The sequence below is a fragment of the Pseudomonas fluorescens genome (assembly GCF_002837185.1).
GTDB classification, from domain to species: domain Bacteria; phylum Pseudomonadota; class Gammaproteobacteria; order Pseudomonadales; family Pseudomonadaceae; genus Aquipseudomonas; species Aquipseudomonas fluorescens_AM.
Window position 1 is genome coordinate 71,873 of record NZ_KZ477989.1, and the last position, 20,625, is coordinate 92,497.

The 20,625-nt window shown below is 61.3% G+C and carries 14 protein-coding genes and 1 pseudogene; 5 read left to right on the top strand and 10 right to left on the bottom strand.

Going from position 1 to position 20,625, the window contains the following annotated elements; genetic code table 11:
- Positions 1-12: 12 nt before the first annotated feature.
- On the bottom strand, positions 13-2,160 hold the full coding sequence (gene fadB / locus CIB54_RS06360; protein WP_065950495.1) for a fatty acid oxidation complex subunit alpha FadB: 2,148 nt from the start codon (positions 2,158-2,160) through the stop codon (positions 13-15).
- A 572-nt stretch (positions 2,161-2,732) separates the two neighbouring features.
- The gene (locus tag CIB54_RS06365) at positions 2,733-3,170 is read right to left on the bottom strand and encodes a hypothetical protein (RefSeq protein ID WP_101219121.1); all 438 of its coding nucleotides are present in this window, start codon (positions 3,168-3,170) and stop codon (positions 2,733-2,735) included.
- A gap of 106 nt (positions 3,171-3,276) precedes the next feature.
- Between CIB54_RS06365 and CIB54_RS06370 the strand changes: the two genes are divergently transcribed.
- A complete protein-coding gene (locus tag CIB54_RS06370) occupies positions 3,277-3,717 on the top strand; it encodes a universal stress protein (RefSeq protein ID WP_065950497.1) in 441 nt (146 codons plus the stop codon).
- A gap of 181 nt (positions 3,718-3,898) precedes the next feature.
- On the opposite strand, the gene CIB54_RS06375 is transcribed toward CIB54_RS06370, so the two are convergent.
- Entirely contained in the window at positions 3,899-5,818 is a 1,920-nt protein-coding gene (locus tag CIB54_RS06375) for an ATP-binding cassette domain-containing protein (RefSeq protein ID WP_101219122.1), read from the bottom strand.
- Positions 5,819-6,031: 213 nt separating this feature from the next.
- On the opposite strand from CIB54_RS06375, the gene CIB54_RS06380 reads away from it, so the two are divergent.
- On the top strand, positions 6,032-7,960 hold the full coding sequence (locus CIB54_RS06380; protein WP_101219124.1) for a transglycosylase SLT domain-containing protein: 1,929 nt from the start codon (positions 6,032-6,034) through the stop codon (positions 7,958-7,960).
- An 86-nt stretch (positions 7,961-8,046) separates the two neighbouring features.
- Here the strand turns inward: CIB54_RS06380 and CIB54_RS06385 are convergent.
- Together CIB54_RS06385 and CIB54_RS06390 are read right to left on the bottom strand one after the other, a co-directional pair.
- Positions 8,047-8,802: pseudogene (locus tag CIB54_RS06385) on the bottom strand (Fic family protein); the annotation flags it as partial.
- Between the two features lie 64 nt (positions 8,803-8,866).
- Complete coding sequence (locus tag CIB54_RS06390; protein WP_101219126.1) at positions 8,867-10,633, bottom strand: ABC transporter transmembrane domain-containing protein; 1,767 nt, start codon at positions 10,631-10,633, stop codon at positions 8,867-8,869.
- 244 nt (positions 10,634-10,877) lie between these two features.
- Between CIB54_RS06390 and CIB54_RS27425 the strand changes: the two genes are divergently transcribed.
- Complete coding sequence (locus CIB54_RS27425) at positions 10,878-11,051, top strand: PA1571 family protein (protein WP_175413266.1); 174 nt, start codon at positions 10,878-10,880, stop codon at positions 11,049-11,051.
- A 54-nt stretch (positions 11,052-11,105) separates the two neighbouring features.
- Here the strand turns inward: CIB54_RS27425 and pdxB are convergent, their stop codons facing one another.
- A complete protein-coding gene (pdxB, locus tag CIB54_RS06395) occupies positions 11,106-12,248 on the bottom strand; it encodes a 4-phosphoerythronate dehydrogenase PdxB (protein ID WP_101219128.1) in 1,143 nt (380 codons plus the stop codon).
- A 212-nt stretch (positions 12,249-12,460) separates the two neighbouring features.
- Here pdxB and CIB54_RS06400 point away from each other — a divergent pair, with 212 nt between their 5' ends.
- Entirely contained in the window at positions 12,461-13,864 is a 1,404-nt protein-coding gene (locus CIB54_RS06400; RefSeq protein ID WP_065950503.1) for an MATE family efflux transporter, read from the top strand.
- Between the two features lie 90 nt (positions 13,865-13,954).
- Here CIB54_RS06400 and tusA read toward each other — a convergent pair whose 3' ends face one another.
- Both tusA and rlmM read right to left on the bottom strand, forming a co-directional pair.
- Positions 13,955-14,209, bottom strand: a complete 255-nt coding sequence (gene tusA / locus CIB54_RS06405; protein WP_101219130.1) for a sulfurtransferase TusA — start codon at positions 14,207-14,209, stop codon at positions 13,955-13,957.
- Between the two features lie 125 nt (positions 14,210-14,334).
- On the bottom strand, positions 14,335-15,411 hold the full coding sequence (gene rlmM / locus CIB54_RS06415) for a 23S rRNA (cytidine(2498)-2'-O)-methyltransferase RlmM (RefSeq protein ID WP_101219132.1): 1,077 nt from the start codon (positions 15,409-15,411) through the stop codon (positions 14,335-14,337).
- A 191-nt stretch (positions 15,412-15,602) separates the two neighbouring features.
- Here rlmM and acnA point away from each other — a divergent pair, with 191 nt between their 5' ends.
- The gene (gene acnA / locus CIB54_RS06420) at positions 15,603-18,344 is read left to right on the top strand and encodes an aconitate hydratase AcnA (RefSeq protein WP_101219134.1); all 2,742 of its coding nucleotides are present in this window, start codon (positions 15,603-15,605) and stop codon (positions 18,342-18,344) included.
- Between the two features lie 69 nt (positions 18,345-18,413).
- On the opposite strand, the gene CIB54_RS06425 is transcribed toward acnA, so the two are convergent.
- Both CIB54_RS06425 and cysK read right to left on the bottom strand, forming a co-directional pair.
- Positions 18,414-19,352 carry an aspartyl/asparaginyl beta-hydroxylase domain-containing protein gene (locus CIB54_RS06425; protein WP_101219136.1) on the bottom strand — a complete coding sequence of 313 codons (939 nt, stop codon included), beginning with the start codon at positions 19,350-19,352 and terminating at the stop codon, positions 18,414-18,416.
- Between the two features lie 250 nt (positions 19,353-19,602).
- Entirely contained in the window at positions 19,603-20,577 is a 975-nt protein-coding gene (gene cysK, locus CIB54_RS06430) for a cysteine synthase A (RefSeq protein WP_065950508.1), read from the bottom strand.
- Positions 20,578-20,625: the final 48 nt, after the last annotated feature.

Here is a 20,625-nt window from a genome sequence, read left to right on the forward strand (position 1 = left end):
TCGATTGGGCGCTTAACCGAAGAAGCTCTGGCCATTCTTGGCCATCTCACGCAGCTTCGCGGTCGGGTGGTACAGCGGGCCCAAATCAGCGTATTTGTCAGCCAGGGCAACGAACTCGGCCACACCGATCGAATCGATGTAACGCAGCGCACCACCACGGAATGGAGGGAAACCAATACCGTACACCAGGCCCATATCGGCCTCGGCGGCGGTCTCGACGATGCCGTCTTCCAGGCAACGTACGGTTTCCAGGCACAGGGCGATCATCATCCAGTTGATGATGTCTTCGTCCGACACCTCACGCTGCTCGTAGATGACCGGGGCCAGCACTTCGTGCACCGACGGGTCGGCTACTTTCTTCTGCTTGCCCTTCTTGTCGGCCTCGTAGGCGTAGAAACCCTTGCCGTTCTTCTGGCCCAGGCGCTTGGCCTCGTACAGCGCGTCGATCGCCGAACGACGGTCGTCTTTCATGCGGTCCGGGAAACCTTCAGCCATGACGTCGCGACCATGGTGGCCGGTGTCGATGCCGACCACGTCCATCAGGTACGCCGGGCCCATGGGCCAGCCGAATTTCTCCATGACCTTGTCGATGCGCACGAAGTCCACACCGGCGCTGACCAGCTTGGCGAAACCGCCGAAGTAGGGGAACAGCACACGGTTGACCAAAAAACCCGGGCAGTCGTTGACCACGATCGGGTTTTTGCCCATTTTCTTGGCGTAGGCAACGGTGGTGGCCACGGCCAGTTCACTGGACTTCTCGCCACGGATCACTTCCACCAGCGGCATCATGTGCACCGGGTTGAAGAAGTGCATGCCGACGAAGTTTTCCGGACGCTTGAGGGCCTGAGCCAGCAGCGAAATGGAAATAGTCGAGGTGTTGGAGGCCAGGATGGTGTCGTCTTTGACCTGCGCCTCGACTTCAGCCAATACCGCCTGCTTGACCTTCGGATTTTCGACAACGGCTTCGACCACCAAGTCGACGTGGCCGAAATCGCCGTAGGACAGCGTAGGACGAATGCCGTTAAGCACTTCAGCCATTTTTGCAGCGGTCATGCGACCTTTATCAACGCGGCCCACCAGCAGTTTGGCGGCTTCCGCCAGGCCCTGCTCGATACCGTGCTCGTTGATGTCCTTCATCAGGATCGGCGTGCCTTTGGACGCCGACTGGTAAGCGATGCCGCCCCCCATGATACCGGCGCCGAGTACGGCGGCCTGTTTCACGTCGCGGGCGATCTCGTCGTAGGCCTTGGCCTTTTTCTTCAGCTCCTGATCGTTCAGGAACAGGCCGATCAGGCTCTGGGCCGCCGAGGTTTTCGCCAGTTTGACGAAGCCCGCAGCTTCCACTTCCAGGGCTTTGTCGCGACCGAAGTTCGCGGCTTTCTGGATGGTCTTGATCGCTTCAACCGGCGCCGGGTAGTTCGGGCCGGCCTGGCCAGCCACGAAACCCTTGGCGGTTTCGAACGACATCATTTGCTCGATGGCGTTGAGCTTGAGTTTTTCCAGCTTCGGCTGACGCTTGGCCTTGTAGTCAAATTCGCCGCTGATGGCGCCCTTGATCAGGTTCAGCGCGGCTTCGGCCAGTTTGTCCGGGGCAACCACAGCATCGACGGCGCCGACTTTCAGCGCGTCTTCAGCACGGTTTTCCTTGCCGGCGGCAATCCATTCGATGGCGTTGTCGGCACCGATGATGCGCGGCAGGCGCACGGTACCGCCGAAGCCTGGGTAGATGCCCAACTTGACTTCAGGCAGGCCGATTTTGGCAGTGGTCGACATGACGCGGAAGTCCGCCGCCAGGCACATTTCCAGGCCGCCGCCCAGGGCGATACCGTTGATCGCAGCAACGGTGGGTACGTTGAGGTCTTCGAAATCGCTGAAAATCTTGTTGGCTTCAAGGTTGCCAGCCACCAGCTCGGCATCGGGCAGCTTGAAGTTGTCGACGAATTCGGTGATGTCAGCGCCGACGATAAACACGTCCTTGCCGCTGGAGACGATCACGCCCTTGACCGAAGCATCTGCTTTGATGGTGTCTACGGCCTGACGCAGTTCGTTCAGGGTTAGACGGTTGAACTTGTTGACGGACTCACCCTTGAGGTCGAATTTCAATTCGACGATGCCACTTTCAAGAGCCTTAACCGTGATGGCTTTACCTTCGTAAATCATCAACTGATCTCCACGATATGGAAGCTGAACAGTACACACCGAACGCTGGCCTCTGGTTGGACATTGACACCTGCATCAATGCTCACGCCAATCCGCCAGGCACACCCGCCAGTGCGATAGTCGGGGTTATGTCAGAGCCGTCTGTAGGACAAACGCTCAATTCATACGCCCGTTTGATTTGGGTACGCCACCTTCATCCAATTCCGGGCAATTGTCAATCGCTCCAAAGGCTAGGAAAAACGCGACTTTCCAGTCAGTTCAGAACCCGGAGCACAGGATAGCAGGCCGTCAATATCCAGCTATTCACAGGACCAATAATAGGAAAGATGCGGGAAAAGGCTGTACAGAAAGGGATTGGCGGCTAGGCTAACCGCAACCTGAGGATTTACCGGCCTGCCTGGCCAGCTCCAGCCCGATGATGAGTCGGGCTTTTTATTGCCCGGCCTTCCGGTTTTTCTGCAGGCGCGAGCTTGCTCGCGAAAATCGCCACCCATAACGCAGCTAACTCGGCTTTAACGCGGCGCTCTCGGGTTTTTCGCGAGCAAGCTCGCGCCTACAATGAGTGGGTCCTATCAGGCCAGGGCTTTGAGCAGCGCGTCGATATCCTTCAACACACTGGCATCGCCCTTCTCGCCCCAGTACAAGGCGATCATTTGCTTGTCCGCCTCGACCTTGTAGACGTTGGCCGGCATCGTTGAAAAATGCGGCAACAACTTCTCATCCACGCACACCTCGCGCCATTGGTTGACCCACACACCCGGTTCCCACTGCCAGTAACTCCAGATGGCTGGCGCGTTGCCGCGCCGTGGCCGGCAGTACTGCGCGCAGGGGCTCGGCGGCTCTTGCTTGAGCCAGTGCGGCCATTCCTGGGGCGCCAGTTGCATGGCCAGCCCGATGCGGCGCGCCTCCATGCGCAGCGCCATGCGCCCGCTCTGGTGGCGCGAGGGGCGCAGCCATGCCAAAGGGCTCAGCACCACAACAAGGATTGACACCACTATCCAGACCGTCATATGTGTACTCCCGAATTTCTAGATGAGCGGATTTGACCTGACGCAAGCCGATCCGCTTGAAAGCAGCCATACTGAACCTATTGCAGTCTCCCTGGAGGAACGCCCCATGCCCTATACCCATATTCTGGTCGCCGTCGACCTGACCGAAGAGTGCGATCCAGTGATCAAGCGCGCGCAGGAATCGTCAATTGCCAATGGCGCCAAACTGTCGCTGGTGCATATCGTTGAGCCGATGGCCATGGCCTTCGGCGGCGACGTGCCCATGGATCTTTCCCAGTTGCAGCAACAGCAATTTGACCAGGCCAAGGAGCGTCTTGAGCGGTTGATCGTCAAATATCCTCAGTTGACTAAAGACGCGTGCCACCTCACCTACGGCCAGCCGCGCCAGGAAATCCATCATCTGGCCAAGGAGCAAGGCTGCGACCTGATCGTGGTCGGCAGCCATGGCCGCCATGGCCTGGCGTTGCTGTTGGGCTCCACTGCCAATGATGTGCTGCATGGCGCGCCGTGTGATGTGCTGGCCGTCAAGTTGGTTAAAAGTTCGTAAGATCGATGGCGATCCAATGTGGGAGGGGGCTTGCCCCCGATAGCATTCTGTCAGTTGATATATCTGCTGACGGGTACACCGCTATCGGGGGCAAGCCCCCTCCCACACTTGAATCGCATTCATATGAAAAAGCCCGGCGCTCATAGAACAGCGCCGGGCTTTTTCATTGCGGGCCGATCACTCAGGCATCCAACTCGGCCCAACGCTCAACCAGCGCTTCCAACTCCTGGTTCAACGTCTCCAGGGAGGCGATGACCGCAGCGGTTTCCGCTGCCGGGCGCTGGTAGAAACCGGCGTCAGCCATCTCGGCCTCTACTGCCGCAATCTGCTGTTCCTTGGCATCGATATCACCCGGCAAGGCTTCCAGCTCGCGCTGCAGCTTGTAGCTGAGCTTTTTCTTGGTGGCGGGCGCAGCTTCCTGTATCGGAGCAGCGGCGGCCACAGGCGCGACGACCGCAGAGGTCAGGTCGGCCTTGCCGGACTTGCTCTCGGTCACGCCCAGCAGGCGCGGCGATCCGCCCTGGCGCAGCCAGTCCTGATAACCACCGACGTACTCGCGTACCTTGCCCTCACCTTCGAAGACCAGGGTGCTGGTCACCACGTTGTCGAGGAATGCCCGGTCGTGGCTGACCATCAGTACGGTGCCGTTGAAGGTCAACAGCACTTCTTCGAGCAACTCGAGGGTTTCCACGTCGAGGTCGTTGGTCGGTTCGTCGAGCACCAGCAGGTTCGCCGGCTTGCTGAACAGTTTGGCCAGCAGCAGGCGCGCGCGCTCGCCACCGGACAAGGCTTTGACCGGCGTACGTGCACGTTGCGGGCTGAACAGGAAGTCGCCCAGGTAGCTGAGTACGTGGCGGCTCTGGCCGTCGATGTCGATAAAGTCGCGACCTTCGGCGACGTTGTCGATCACGGTTTTCTCCAGGTCCAACTGGTGGCGCAACTGATCGAAGTAAGCCACGTCGATACGCGTGCCCTCTTCCACCGTGCCGCTGGTTGGCTGCAAACCGCCGAGCATCAGCTTGAGCAAGGTGGTCTTGCCGGTACCGTTGGCGCCCAGCAGGCCGATACGGTCGCCGCGCGCCAGGACCATGGAGAAGTCCTTGATCAGGAACGGACCTTCCGGATGATGGAAGCTGACGTTCTCCAGCACCATCACCTGCTTGCCCGACTTGTCGGCGGTGTCGAGCTGGATATTGGCCTTGCCGGTGCGTTCGCGACGTTCGCTGCGCTCAACCCGCAGCGCTTTCAACGCACGCACACGGCCTTCGTTACGGGTGCGACGCGCCTTGATGCCCTGGCGGATCCAGACTTCTTCCTGGGCCAGTTTCTTGTCGAACAGCGCGTTGGCGGTCTCTTCAGCCGAGAGTGCGGCTTCCTTGTGCACCAGGAAGCTGGCGTAGTCGCCGTTCCAGTCGATCAGGCCGCCACGGTCCAGTTCGAGGATGCGGGTGGCCAGGTTTTGCAGGAAGGAACGGTCGTGCGTGATGAACAGCACGGCGCCCTGGAAATCCTTGAGGGCTTCTTCCAGCCAGGCAATGGCGCCGATATCCAGGTGGTTGGTCGGTTCGTCGAGCAGCAGCAGATCCGGCTCGGACACCAGGGCCTGGGCCAGCAGCACGCGACGACGCCAGCCGCCGGACAACTGGGCGAGGGTCTTGTCGGCCGGCAGTTGCAGGCGGCTCAGGGTGCTGTCGACCAGTTGCTGCAAGCGCCAGCCATCGCGGGCTTCGAGGTCTTGCTGGACATGCATCAGCTTGTCCAGGTCGGCTTCGGTGACGCAGTTCTGCGCCAGGTGATGGTATTGCGCAAGCAATTCGCCAACCCCGTCCAGGCCTTCGGCAACCACGTCGAACACTGTCCGCTCGTCGGCTACCGGCAATTCCTGCGGCAATTCGCCAATCTTGAGGCCGGGAGCGCGCCAGACAGAGCCCTCATCGGGCTTCTGGTCGCCTTTTACCAGCTTCATCATGCTCGACTTGCCGGTGCCGTTGCGGCCGATGATGCACACCCGCTCACCACGGGCGATCTGCCAGGACACCTTGTCCAACAACGGCATAGCGCCGAAAGCAAGGGACACATCGCTGAATTTGAGCAGGGTCATACGCTTCTCCAAAAACTGGGCGCGCATTCTACCTGAGTTGAGGGTGGGATGCGGCCTGCATTTTCGCTGCCGACACGTTCTGCAGGACATTTGCCGCGAACTTGAACCAACCGGCCGGCAAAGCTTTCGCCGGTCGCTGGCAAAAGGCTAAGCTAGGGGCAATCAGTGTCGGCGATGCCGGTGCTAGTCGTGATTTCTCTGCACGGACGTCTCATGCGCAGTCGCCTTTTCAACTTTTTATCCTGCCTGCTTCTTTCCGCCACCGCCGTTCAATCTGCCCAGGCCGTGGACCTCACCACCCAACGTCAATATTACGATGAAGCCAAGCGCGCCCTCGCCAAGGGTGACAGTGGCCCGTACATGCAATACAGCCAGGCTCTGGCCGACTACCCGCTGACGCCGTACCTGGCGTATGACGAACTGACCGCGCGGCTTAAAACCGCGAGCAACCAGGAAATCGAACAGTTCCTCGCCAAAAACGGCGACCTGCCCCAAGCCAACTGGATGAAGCTGCGCTGGTTGCGCTGGCTGGCCGAACGGGGTGACTGGCAAACCTTTGAAAAGTACTACGATACCAAGCTCAACTTCGTCGAGCTGGACTGCCTGCATGGCCAGTACCAACTGACCCACAACCTCAAGGCCGAGGGCTACAAGACCGCCGAAAAGCTGTGGATGACCGGCAAATCCCAGCCGGCCGCCTGTGATGTGACCTTTGGCCAATGGGCATCTGACGGTCAGTTGACCGAACAAAAAATCTGGGACCGCACCAAGCTTGCCGCCGAAGCACGCAACTACGCACTGGCCAACAGCCTGGTGAAAACCCTGCCGACGCTCGGCGCCCAGGGCCGCCTGATGATCGACGTGGCGCAAAAACCCGACATGCTCAGCGACCCGTCGCGCTTCCTGCCGGCCACCGAGGCCATGTCCGACGCCGTGGGCCTGGGCCTGCGCCGACTGGCCCGCCAGGACCCGGACAAGGCCATGGCCCTGCTGGACGGCTACGCCAGCAGCATGCACTTCTCCCGTGACGAAAAAGTCTCGATTGCCCGGGAAATCGGCCTGACGCTCGCCCGTCGCTACGACCCTCGTGCGTTGGAGGTAATGACCAAGTACGACCCGGAGTTGCGTGACAACACCGTTTCGGAATGGCGCCTGCGCCTGCTGCTGCGCCTGGCGCGCTGGGAAGATGCCTACCAACTGACCCGCAAGCTGCCCCAGGACCTGGCCACCACCAACCGCTGGCGCTACTGGCAGGCGCGCAGCCTGGAGCTGGCCGAACCGAAAAACCCGCAGGCGCTGGTGCTGTACAAAAACGTGGCCAAGGAGCGCGACTTCTACGGCTTCCTCGCCGCCGACCGTTCCAAGACCCCTTACCAGTTGAACAACAAGCCGCTGGTGATGAGCCAGGCGCTGGTCAATAAAGTGCGCAATACCCCAGGCGTGCGCCGTGCCCTGGAGTTCTATGCCCGTGGCCAGATCGTCGATGGCCGCCGCGAGTGGTACCACGTCAGCCGTCACTTCAACCGTGATGAAATGGTCGCGCAGGCGAAGTTGGCCTACGACATGAAGTGGTACTTCCCGGCGATCCGCACGATCAGCCAGGCGCAATATTGGGACGACCTGGACATCCGCTTCCCGATGGCCCACCGCGACACTCTGGTGCGCGAAGCCAAGGTGCGCGGCCTGCATTCGAGCTGGGTGTTCGCGATTACCCGTCAGGAAAGTGCCTTCATGGACGATGCCCGCTCCGGCGTCGGCGCCAGCGGCCTGATGCAACTGATGCCCGGTACCGCCAAGGAAACCGCACGCAAGTTCAGCATTCCCCTGGCTTCCCCGGCCCAGGTACTGGACCCGGACAAGAACATCCAGCTCGGCGCCGCCTACCTGAGCCAGGTGCACAGCCAGTTCAACGGCAACCGTGTACTCGCTTCCGCCGCCTACAACGCCGGCCCCGGCCGCGTGCGTCAATGGCTGCGCGGTGCCGATCACCTGAGTTTCGACGTGTGGGTGGAAAGCATCCCGTTCGACGAAACCCGCCAGTATGTGCAGAACGTGCTGTCTTATTCAGTGATCTACGGGCAGAAGCTCAATTCGCCGCAGCCGTTGGTGGATTGGCATGAGCGGTATTTTGATGACCAGTAAGAGGGGCAGCTTCAAGCGGCAAGTTTGAAGCTTCAAGAGGAATGCCCGCATTGAGAGATGCGGGCATTTTTTATGAGTCGGCTTTACACCGCCTCAGCCAGCGCCAGGCTCAAGGCTTGCAACATGAATTCAACAAAGGGCGTCGCTTCTGCCTGCTGATCCGCCGCCGAAAGCGCAGCATAGTAGGCATCCTGCTGATCCCGAATGACCGCCTCCACTGGCAGATAAGCGAGCGCCGGACGCCATTGGCTGAGTATCAACGTCTGCCAGAGCCGCCCCATTCGTCCATTGCCGTCTGCAAAGGGATGGATGAATTCGAACTCGTAATGGAATACACAACTGGCGATCAAAGGGTGCCAATCTGAAGCTGACTGCCATTGCAGCAAATCATCGATCAGCTGCGCAACGCGACTCGCGGGCGGCGCCATATGGACCAATTGCTCGCCGCGATAAATGCCAACCCCCGAGTGACGAAACCGTCCGGCATCGTCTATCAATCCGAACATCAGCAGTTCGTGGGCTTTCAGCAGGTCAGCACGATCACTCGGCGTCCAGTGCGGCATCGCCTCATAGGCTGCAAAGGCGTTGCGCACCTCCTGGATTTCCCGTGGCAGGCCCAGTACTCGCTTACCCTCCAGGACAGCGGTGACTTGCTCGACGCTGAGCGTATTGTTCTCGATCGCGAGCGAAGCCTGAATGGTGCGAATCCTGTTACCGCGCCTCAGCTGAGGCGTCTGGCGGCTATCATTGCCCGCCGAGAGCTGACCGATCTGCTCACTGATATCGGCCACTAGAGCCAGCATCTTTGTCGTCAGCGTCAACGGAGGTTGATAACGGCTCATATCCTCATCCAGATCATTTATCGAAAGGCCATATGATGCCCTAAGGCGCAAGCACACTGCAGCTTCATTCCTCCTGCCCGCCATCACTGAACTGCAACGCCGCCAACCGCGCATACAGCGGATTGCTCGCAATCAACTGCTGATGCGTGCCCACGGCCACCAGCTTGCCCTGGTCCATCACCGCAATCCGATCGGCGTTTTTCACCGTGGCCAGGCGATGTGCGATCACCAGGGTGGTACGGCCCTGCATCAATTGCGGCAGGGCCTGCTGGATCAGGTGTTCGCTCTGGGCATCGAGGGCGCTGGTGGCTTCGTCGAGCAGCAGGATGGGCGCATCCACCAGCAACGCGCGGGCGATGGCCAGGCGTTGACGCTGACCGCCGGAGAGGCCCAGGCCACCGTCGCCCAGGTGGGTCTGGTAGCCGTCGGGCATTTGCAGGATGAAGTCGTGGGCATGGGCGATACGCGCAGCGGCTTCGACCTGTTCGCGGGTGGCGGTGGGGTTACCGTAGCGGATGTTGTCCTCGATGCTGCCGAAAAACAACGCCGGGCTCTGGGAGACCAGGGCGAAGTGGCGGCGCAGGTCCAGCGGGTCGAGTTCGGTCAGCGGCTGGCCTTCAAGCAGGATGCGGCCTTGCTGGGGGTCGTAGAAGCGCAGCAGCAGGTCAAACAGCGTCGATTTACCCGCGCCGGAAGGGCCCACCAGCGCGAGGGTTTCGCCGGGGTTGATCGTCAGGTTCAGGCCATCGATGGCGTAGCTGTCTGGCCGCGACGGGTAGGAAAAGCGCAGGTCCTCAAGCGCCATGCGCCCGCTGACACGCTCCGGCAAGCGCACGCTGCCGCTGGCCGGCGCCTGGATTTCGTTGCTCGACTGCAACAGTTCGCCAATCCGCTCTGCCGCGCCGGCGGCCCGCTGCAATTCGCCAAGCACTTCGCTCAAGGTGCCGACGGCGCTGCCGACGATCAGGCTGTAGAACACGAACGCCGCCAGCTCACCGCCGGAAATGCGCCCGTTGATCACGTCCATCCCGCCGACCCACAACATCACGCCCACGGCACCGAGCACCAGCATGATCACCAGGGTAATCAACCAGGACCGCTGCAGGATGCGTTTGCGCGCAGTGGCAAACGCCTCCTCCACGGTCAGGGCAAAACGCTGTTCGTCCTGCGCCTGATGGTTATAGGCCTGCACGGTCTTGATCTGGCCCAAGGTTTCGGACACATAGCTGCCGACATCGGCGATGCGGTCCTGGCTCAGCCGCGACAGGCTGCGCACACGCCGGCCGAAGATGAGGATCGGCGCCAGCACCAACGGCAATGCCACCACGACAATGCTGGTGAGCTTGGGGTTGGTGATGAACAGCAGCACGATACCGCCAATGACCATCAAGGCATTGCGCAAGAACAGCGACAGCGATGAGCCGATCACCGATTGCAGCAAGGTGGTGTCGGTGGTCAGGCGCGACTGGATTTCCGAGCTGCGGTTGTTCTCGTAGAAACCGGGATGCAGGTAAATCAGGTGGTTGAACACCTGCCGGCGAATGTCCGCCACTACGCGCTCGCCGATCCACGACACCAGGTAGAAGCGCGTGAACGTACCCACCGCCAGGCCCAGCACCAGCAGCATGAACAGCGTGATGGACTGGTTGAGCAGGTGCGGGGACTGGGTCATGAACCCCTGGTCGACCAGCAGGCGTATGCCTTGCCCCATGGACAAGGTAATACCGGCGGTGACAATCAGCGCCAGCAGGGCGCCCAGCGCCTGCCAGCGATAGGGCGCGATAAAGCGGCTGGCCAAGCGGATTGCGCGGCGTTGACGGGTTGAAAACATAGGGCTTCACCACTGACGGAGTCTGACCCTCAACATTGGGGGAACTTGTGTAAATAACAATGAGTCAGGTTAATTATGCCCGCCGATAGAGGCCGCTAGAGGCTATCGGTCTAAGACTGATCTGGAAATATGTGCCGGTTTCTGGTGGACTGGGTGTTCGAACCGGTGAACGTGTATGGAGTTGTAATAGCTCGGTCACGCGGGGGAATTAAAGTAGGTACACAACCTGATGAGGAGACAGGCCATGACCTTGCAGAACAGCAGCGATGCCAAGATTGAAGTGATCCGCCAACCGCAGGAGCTGCCTTGCTCTTACATCGATGCCAAGGGCCTCGAAGTGCAGATTACCGAAGAGATGATCCAGCAAGCGTGCAGCGAACTGGAACAGCGCCTGGTCAAGCCTGCGCAGCAAGGCTGAAACGCCGACGCTCTTTCAAACCCGGCCCAGGTGGCCGGGTTTTTTATCGGCTGTCTAAACGCAGACCGCGCCCAGTGCGGCCACCATGCTCGACAACACGGCCGACTCGCCGTTGATGCGCACCTTCAGGCCATCGATCTCGCGGCGCTCAGGGTAATGCTTGCGCAATAAGTCAAAGGCTTTGCGCTGCTCGTCCACCGTTCCCACAAGGCTGCGACGCAAATCCGCATCATCGCGGCGCGGGTCATACACGCTGCGGCACAAGGTCGCCAACGCCCAGGCCGGGTCGGTCGACGCGTTCAGGTGCACCTCGGCCAGCCACGGTGGCGGCAGCAGGTCGCTCAAGTGAATGCTCGGCTCCTGGCCCAGGTGGGCACAGAACGCCTGATAGATCTGCGCAGTGCCGCGCTGCTTGCCGTCGAGGCTGTAGCCGGCGATGTGCGGGGTGGCCAGTACGCACAGGTCAGCCAGGTCGGCATCCACCTGCGGCTCACCCTCCCACACATCCAGTACCGCTTGCAGATCTTCGCGCTCAAGCAACACTTCGCGCAGGGCGGCGTTATCCACCACCGCGCCTCGACTGGCGTTGATCAGCCAAGCGCCGGGCTTGAGTTGTTCCAGGTGCTGGCGATCAAACAGATGCCAGGTGGCGCCATTGCCGGACTTGATCAGCGGCGTGTGCAGGCTGATCACGTCGCACTGCTCGATGATCTGTTGCAGGCTCACGTAGTCGCCGTCTTCGGCGATCTGCCGTGGCGGGTCACAGACCAATACGTTCCAACCCAGGCCCTTGAGCACCTGGACCAGCCGCCCGCCGACCTCACCGGCGCCAACGATGCCATAGGTACGCCCGGTAAGGTCGGCACCTTCGATTTCGGCCAGGGTCTGCAAGCTGCCCAGCACATAATCCACCACGCCCCGTGCATTGCAGCCGGGCGCGCTTGACCACTGGATACCGGCCTGCCGGAAATAATCGAGGTCCAGATGATCGGTGCCAATGGTACAGGTGCCGACAAACCCCACCTTCGAACCCTCGAGCAAGGCCCGGTTGACGTTGGTCACCGAGCGCACCAGCAGCACATCGGCCTGCTCCAGCGTGGCACGATCAATCGAGCGGCCGGGCACGCGGCGTATCTCGCCAAACCCTCGGAAGAATGCATCGAGCAGCGGAATATTTTCGTCGGCAACAATCAGCATGGCAGGCTCCTTTGGCGGATCAGCAGTGTACAGGCATGGGATTCAAGTGACACCCGGGATCCCTGTGGGAGGGGGCAAGCCCTCTACCACACGGGTTAGGGGGTGCCTGCGTAGTCGCATTACAAATCAGCAACACAGGTTTTTTCCTGACCCTTGCGTCAAAGCGTAGAATCCGCCGTCCTTGCGACTGCCTTTTTATTGGACATCTGTACGTGAACACTGCCACCGCTACCCTCACCCGCCCCGCCCGCATCCGCCGGGAAGTGCGCGGCCTGCTGACGCTGGCCCTGCCGATCATCATCGGCCAACTGGCAACCACCGCGATGAGCTTTGTCGACGCGGTGATGGCCGGGCGGGTCAGCCCCCAGGACCTGGCGGCGGTTGGCCTGGGTAACTCGATCTGGATCCCCGTGTACTTGCTGATGACGGGCACCCTGCTGGCCACTACGCCGAAAGTCGCGCAGCGCTATGGCGCGGGCAAGTTCAACGAAATCGGGCCTCTGGTGCGTCAGTCACTGTGGCTGGCCGTAGTGGTGGGCCTGTGCGGCGCCCTGTTGTTGCTGTGCGCCGAGCCGATACTGCACGCAATGAAGGTCGAGCCCGACCTGATCGAGCCGTCCATGGGCTATCTGCATGGCATCGCGGCCGGGATGCCGGCCATTGCGCTGTATTACGTGTTTCGCTGCTTCAGTGACGGCCTGGGGCGTACGCGGCCGAGCATGGTCATGGGCTTGTGCGGGTTGGCGCTGAACATTCCACTGAACTACATCTTCATCTACGGCCATCTCGGCCTGCCGGCCATGGGCGGCGTGGGCTGTGGCTGGGCGACGGCAATCGCGATGTGGGTGATGATGCTCGGCCTGGCCGGGTGGACGCGCTGGGGCGCGGCGTATCAGAGCAGCGAATTGTTCAAGCGCTTTGACTGGCCGCAATGGGCGGTGATCAAACGCGTACTGGGGATCGGCCTGCCGATTGGCGTGGCGATCTTTGCCGAATCGAGCATCTTCGCCGTCATTGCCCTGCTGCTGGGCAGCCTGGGCGCCACGGTGGTGTCCGGCCATCAGATCGCGCTGAATGTCAGCTCCCTGGTATTCATGATCCCCTACTCCCTGAGCATGGCCGTCACCGTGCGCGTCGGCCAGGCCCTGGGCCGTGGGGAACCGCGTGAAGCACGCTTTGCCGCAGGCGTTGGCATGGGCACAGCGCTGGCCTATGCCTGCTTGTCCTGCAGCCTGATGCTGGTGTTTCGCGAGCAGATTGCGGCGATCTACACCCCCGACCCGGTGGTGATCCACCTGGCATCGATGCTGCTCGTGTTCTCGGCGCTGTTCCAGTTCTCCGACTCCATCCAGGTGACCGCCGCCGGCGCGCTGCGCGGCTACCAGGACACACGGGTGACCATGGTACTGACCCTGTTTGCCTACTGGGGCGTGGGGTTGCCGGTAGGTTACGCCCTCGGGCTGACCGACTGGCTGGGCGAACCCAGCGGCCCAAGCGGCTTGTGGCAGGGCCTGATCGTGGGCCTGAGTTGCGCGGCCGGCATGCTGCTGGTGCGCCTGGCGCGCAGTGCGCGCCGGCGTATCCATGCAGGCACCGCGCTTACGCGCGCCGTGTAGGAGCGAGCTTGCTCGCGAAAAACCTGAGAGCGCCGGGTTAAACCAGAAGCGCTGCGTGATTGTTAGCGTTTTTCGCGAGCAAGCTCGCTCCTACAAGGGTTCGGCGGCTTTCTTGCGGATCCAGTAAAGGTACGTGCCGGCGTCTTCCTGCTGACTGACCAGTTCATGGTCAAGGAACACACAGAACTTGGGAATATCGCGGCGGGTCGACGGGTCGGTCGCGATCACCTTGAGCAGGCCGCCCGGCGGCAGGTCACGGATGTGCTGGTGCAGCATCATGACCGGCTCCGGACAGTTGAGGCCGGTGGCGTCGAGGGTGCCGTCGACGGGCAATTCAAGACTCATACTTCACTCCTAAACGAACCCGACTCCCTGTGGGAGGGGGCTTGCCCGCGATGACGGGGGCACATTCAACATACATTTCGACAGTGATACCGCTATCGCAGGCAAGCCAGCTCCCACATTGGATATCAGTGTCTCTTGGGTTTCTTTACGTCCAGCAGTCGACGCAAGTGGCACGTCACTTCCTCACGGTCGTGGTACAGCTGCTTGCAGCCGATTTCCACACGAATGCCACGGGCCTTGAAGCCGTCTTCGATCCGCTCGAGCAAACGCTTCACCTCGGCATAACGCTGCTTCATCGGCAGCTTGAGGTTGACCACCGCCTCGCGGCAATACCCCTCGCCGATCCAGGTTTCCAGCAACGCCGCGTTGCGCGCAGGCTTCTCGACGATGTCGCACACCATCCAGTCCACCGGTTGCTTGGGGACGAAGGTGAAACCGTCGGCCATCAAGTGCTGCACCAGACCGGTGTCCATCAGGCTTTCGGCCATGGGGCCGTTATCGATGGCGGTCACCAGCATGCCCCGGTTGACCAACTGCCAGGTCCAGCCACCGGGGGCCGCGCCGAGGTCGACACCGGTCATGTCGCCGTGCAGGCGTTCATCCCATTGTTCGCGGGGGATGAAGTGGTGCCAGGCCTCCTCCAGCTTCAAGGTCGAGCGGCTTGGCGCGTCACGCGGGAACTTCAAACGCGGGATACCCATGGGCCACATTGCCGAGTTGTTCGGCTCGGCCAGGCCCATGAACACTTCGCGACCGCTCTTGAACGTCAGCAGCAGGCGCGGCTTGCTCGGGTCGTCCACCAGCCTGCCCGCGTTAAGCAAGGCCTTGCGCAGGTGCACTTCGAATTTCTTGCAGAAGTTCGACAGTTCCTTGCCATCGTTGGTATCGACCATCTCCAGCCACAGGCTACCGCACACCGGGAACTCCCGCAGGTGGGCGAGGATCACGCTGATACGGTCGGTTTCCGGCAGGTCGATAAACACCCCGCGCGCCCACTGCCTTGGGAAGATCAGCTCGGCGAAGCGCTGGCCGTGCATCAGGCGCTGCGCGCCGTCTTCTTCAGTGCAGACAAATTCGGCGCAGGCGCTGCCGGTCTTGGCCTTGGCGTAGCCGGACACGTTCAGGCGCGCGGCATGTTCCGCAATCTCGGAACAGACTTCGCCTTCAAAACCCGGGCGGCAGTGCATAAAAAGGGTGTTCAATTGAATCTCCTGGCAACTGGATTGCTCTATCGCAATACCTGTCATGAAAACGCGCGCATGATAGCCGAGTTCGGAACCTTGGACTCAGCGATAGAGTCCAGTTATTAGCCTGCTAATGAAAACAGCGCTAAGTTGAACGCTCTGTTCGTCCCGTCAGGTCCGTGGCCGTGCGGATCATAAGGAGTCATGTAATGTCATCCCTTGATAGCCTGAGAACCCTTAAGACACTGCAAATAGACAGCAACACCTACCACTACTTCAGCCTGCCCGAAGCCGCCAAGAGCCTGGGTGACCTGGACAAGCTGCCGATGTCGCTCAAAGTGCTGCTGGAAAACCTGCTGCGCTGGGAGGACAACAAAACCGTCACCGGCACCGACCTCAAGGCCATCGCCGCCTGGCTCAAGGAACGCCAGTCCGACCGCGAAATCCAATACCGCCCCGCCCGTGTGCTGATGCAGGACTTCACCGGTGTGCCCGCCGTGGTCGACCTGGCCGCCATGCGCGCCGCCGTGGCCAAGGCCGGCGGCGATCCGCAGCGCATCAACCCGCTGTCGCCGGTCGACCTGGTGATCGACCACTCGGTCATGGTCGACAAGTTCGGCAACGCCGACGCCTTCGAGCAGAACGTCGATATCGAAATGCAGCGCAACGGCGAACGCTACGCCTTCCTGCGCTGGGGTCAGAGCGCCTTCGATAACTTCAGCGTGGTGCCACCGGGCACCGGCATCTGCCATCAGGTGAACCTGGAATACCTGGGCCGCACCGTGTGGACCAAGGATGAAGACGGCCGCACCTACGCCTTCCCCGACACCCTGGTGGGCACCGACTCCCACACCACCATGATCAACGGCCTGGGCGTACTCGGCTGGGGCGTGGGCGGCATTGAAGCGGAAGCGGCGATGCTCGGCCAGCCGGTATCGATGCTGATCCCGGAAGTGATCGGGTTCAAGCTTACCGGCAAATTGAAAGAAGGCATCACCGCCACCGACCTGGTGCTGACGGTGACCCAGATGCTGCGCAAAAAAGGCGTGGTGGGTAAATTCGTCGAATTCTATGGCGACGGCCTGGCCGACCTGCCGCTGGCCGACCGTGCCACCATTGCCAACATGGCGCCGGAGTATGGCGCCACCTGCGGCTTCTTCCCGGTCGACGAGGTAACGCTGGACTACCTGCGCCTGTCCGGTCGCCCGGCAGAAACCGTCAAGTTGGTCGAGGCCTACACCAAGGCCCAGGGCCTATGGCGCCACGCCGGCCAGGAGCCGATCTTCACCGACACCCTGGCCCTGGACATGGGCAGCGTCGAAGCCAGCCTCGCCGGGCCGAAACGCCCGCAGGACCGCGTCGCCCTGCCCAACGTCGGCCAGGCGTTCAGTGATTTCCTCGACCTGCAATTCAAACCCACCAGCAAGGAAGAAGGCCGCCTGGAAAGCGAAGGCGGCGGCGGTGTCGCCGTGGGCAATGCCGACCTGGTGGGCGAAGCCGACTATGAATACGAAGGCAACACCTATCGCCTGAAAAACGGTGCCGTGGTCATCGCCGCCATTACCTCCTGCACCAACACCTCCAACCCCAGCGTAATGATGGCGGCCGGGCTGTTGGCGAAGAAGGCCGTGGAAAAAGGCCTGACGCGCAAACCATGGGTCAAGAGCTCGCTGGCGCCGGGCTCGAAAGTGGTCACCGACTACTACAACGCGGCCGGCCTCACTCACTATCTGGACACACTCGGTTTCGACCTGGTGGGCTACGGCTGCACCACCTGCATCGGCAACTCCGGGCCGCTGCCCGAGCCGATTGAAAAAGCCATCCAGACAGCCGACCTCACCGTCGCATCGGTATTGTCCGGCAACCGCAACTTCGAAGGCCGCGTGCACCCGCTGGTGAAAACCAACTGGCTGGCCTCGCCGCCCCTGGTGGTGGCCTACGCGCTGGCCGGTACGGTACGTATCGACATCAGCAGCGAGCCGCTGGGTAACGACCGGCACGGCAACCCGGTGTACCTGAGGGACATCTGGCCCAGCAGCCAGGAGATCGCCGACGCGGTGGCCCAGGTCACCACGGGGATGTTCCACAAGGAATACGCCGAAGTGTTTGCCGGCGATGAACAGTGGCAAGCGATCGAGGTACCGCAGGCGGCGACCTACGTGTGGCAGCAGGACTCCACCTATATCCAGCATCCGCCGTTCTTCGACGACATCGCCGGCCCACTGCCGGTGATCAAAGACGTCAAGGGTGCCAACGTGCTGGCCCTGCTTGGCGACTCGGTGACCACCGACCACATCTCCCCCGCCGGCAACATCAAGACCGACAGCCCCGCCGGCCGTTACCTGCGCGAGCAAGGCGTGGAGCCACGGGACTTCAACTCCTACGGCTCACGTCGCGGCAACCATGAAGTGATGATGCGCGGTACCTTCGCCAATATCCGTATCCGCAATGAAATGCTCGGTGGCGAAGAAGGCGGCAGCACCCTGTATATCCCCACCGGCGAGAAGATGGCGATTTACGATGCCGCCATGAAGTACCAGGCATCGGACACCCCGTTGGTGGTGATCGCCGGCCAGGAATACGGCACCGGTTCGAGCCGCGACTGGGCGGCCAAGGGCACCAACCTGCTGGGTGTCAAGGCGGTGATCGCCGAGAGCTTCGAACGTATCCACCGCTCCAACCTGGTGGGCATGGGCGTACTGCCGCTGCAGTTCAAGCTGGACCAGAACCGCAAGGCGCTCAAGCTCACCGGCAAGGAGAAGATCGATATCCTCGGGCTGACCGATGCCGAGATCGAACCACGGATGAACCTGACGTTGGTGATTACGCGCGAAGATGGCAGCCGCGAGAAGATCGAGGTGCTGTGCCGGATTGATACCTTGAATGAGGTGGAATACTTCAAGGCGGGTGGGATCTTGCACTATGTGCTGCGCCAGTTGATCGCCTCTTAAGCAACACTGCCAAACCAATGTGGGAGGGGGCAAGCCCCCTCCCACATTGACGGTATTCCAAATTTCAAATCAGCCGAACAGCCACTTCCACAGCAATACCAGGACAAGCACTGCCAGCACCGGCCGCGCAATGCGGTAGGCCTTGGGGTGCTTGCGCTTCCACTGCTTGACCTGGCCGCTGAACCTGTCGCTGAAGGTCTTGCTCCAGGCGTACGCCTGGTTGATCCCGCCCACGCGCTCGTCGTCCAGGTTCTGCGGCGCGGTCGCGCGTCCCAGTTGCTTGCTGACCCAACGGTTGATGCGGGTCATCAGGCGATTGCTCAACGGCCGCTCGATGTCACAGAACAGGATCACACGGGTCTTTTCAGTCTCGTTCTTCACCCAGTGCACGTAGGTTTCGTCGAACATCACGTCTTCACCGTCGCGCCAGGCATAGACCTGGCCATCGACGAAGATGCGACAGTCGTCGGAGTTCGGCGTGGACAGCCCCAGGTGATAGCGCAAAGAGCCGGCGAAGGGGTCGCGGTGCGGGTTCAGGTGGCTGCCGCCCGGCAACAGCGCGAACATCGCGCCTTTCACGTTGGGAATGCTGCTGACCAGCGCCACGGTTTTCGGGCACAGGGCTTCGGCCGATGGCAGCGGTTTGTCGTACCACTTGAGGTAGAAGCGCTTCCAGCCTTTCTTGAAGAACGAGCCGAAACCGGCGTCGTTGTTCTTTTCGGCGGCGCGGATATAACCCTCGTCGAACAGGTGCATGGCCTCTTCGCGGATCACTTCCCAATTGTCCTTGAGCACGTCCAGTTCCGGGAATTTGCTGCGGTCCAGGTAAGGCTTGGACGGCACCGCGGAAAACAGGTACATCAAGGCGTTATACGGGGCGAACAGCGCCGAATGGTTGACGAACTGGCGCAGCATCGGCAAACGGGCCTTGCCGCGCAGGTGCACATACAGCGTACTGCCGATAAACAGCAGCAACACCGACAATTTGGCGGCCAAAGAAAAGGTCATGCAGCAACTCCTGAAGATAAGCGCCTGGCCAACAGCTTCCCGTCGCAGGGAAACCAGACGTAGCAGCCGGCCATGATAAACACTTGGCGCATTATGCAGAAGGCCCATGCCGACCGGCTGACCTGGATCAACACGCCTTGCCCCTGCAGGAGCGAGCTTGCTCGCGAAGAACGTCAACGATAACGCGGGTTGACTGATTCAACGTGGCGCTCTCAGGTTTTTCGCGAGCACGCTCGCTCCTACAGCCGATTCACGCCTGGTTTTCCTGGTCGGTGAACAGGTCACTGAACAGCATGCTCGACAGGTAACGCTCGCCCGAATCCGGCAGGATCACCACGATAGTCTTGCCCTGCATTTCCGGTTTTTCAGCCAGGCGCACCGCCACGGCCATGGCGGCGCCGCAGGAGATGCCGCACAAGATGCCCTCTTCCTGCATCAAGCGCAGGGCCATGGCCTTGGATTCGTCGTCGGTGACCAGTTCCACGCGGTCGACCATCGCCAGGTCGAGGTTTTTCGGCACGAAACCGGCGCCAATGCCCTGGATCTTGTGCGGGCTGGGCTTGATCTCTTCACCCGCCAGCGCCTGGGTGATCACCGGCGACACGGCCGGTTCCACCGCCACCGACAGGATCGGCTTGCCTGCGGTGTTCTTGATATAGCGCGACACACCGGTGATCGTGCCGCCAGTGCCCACGCCTGCCACCAGCACGTCCACGGCGCCATCGGTGTCGTTCCAGATTTCCGGGCCGGTGGTTTTCTCGTGGATGGCAGGGTTGGCCGGGTTTTCGAACTGGGCCGGCATGAAGTAGGTGCTCGGGTCGCCGGCGACGATTTCGCCCGCTTTCTCAATGGCGCCTTTCATGCCCTTGGCCGGTTCGGTCAGCACCAGCTCGGCGCCGAGGGCCTTGAGCACTTTACGCCGCTCGATGCTCATGGACGCGGGCATGGTCAGCAGCAGTTTGTAGCCACGTGCCGCCGCCACGAACGCCAGGCCGATCCCGGTATTGCCGGAGGTCGGTTCGACAATGGTCATGCCCGGCTTGAGCTTGCCGCTGCTTTCCGCGTCCCAGATCATGTTGGCGCCAATGCGGCACTTCACCGAGTAGCCTGGGTTACGTCCCTCGATCTTGGCCAGGATGGTGACCCCGCGCGGTGCGATGCGGTTGATCTGCACCAGGGGTGTATTACCGATGGAGTGCGCGTTGTCTGCAAAGATGCGGCTCATGACGGGTCCTGTTTGGCAATGTCGGAAAGGCCCCAAGGGTATGCCTCG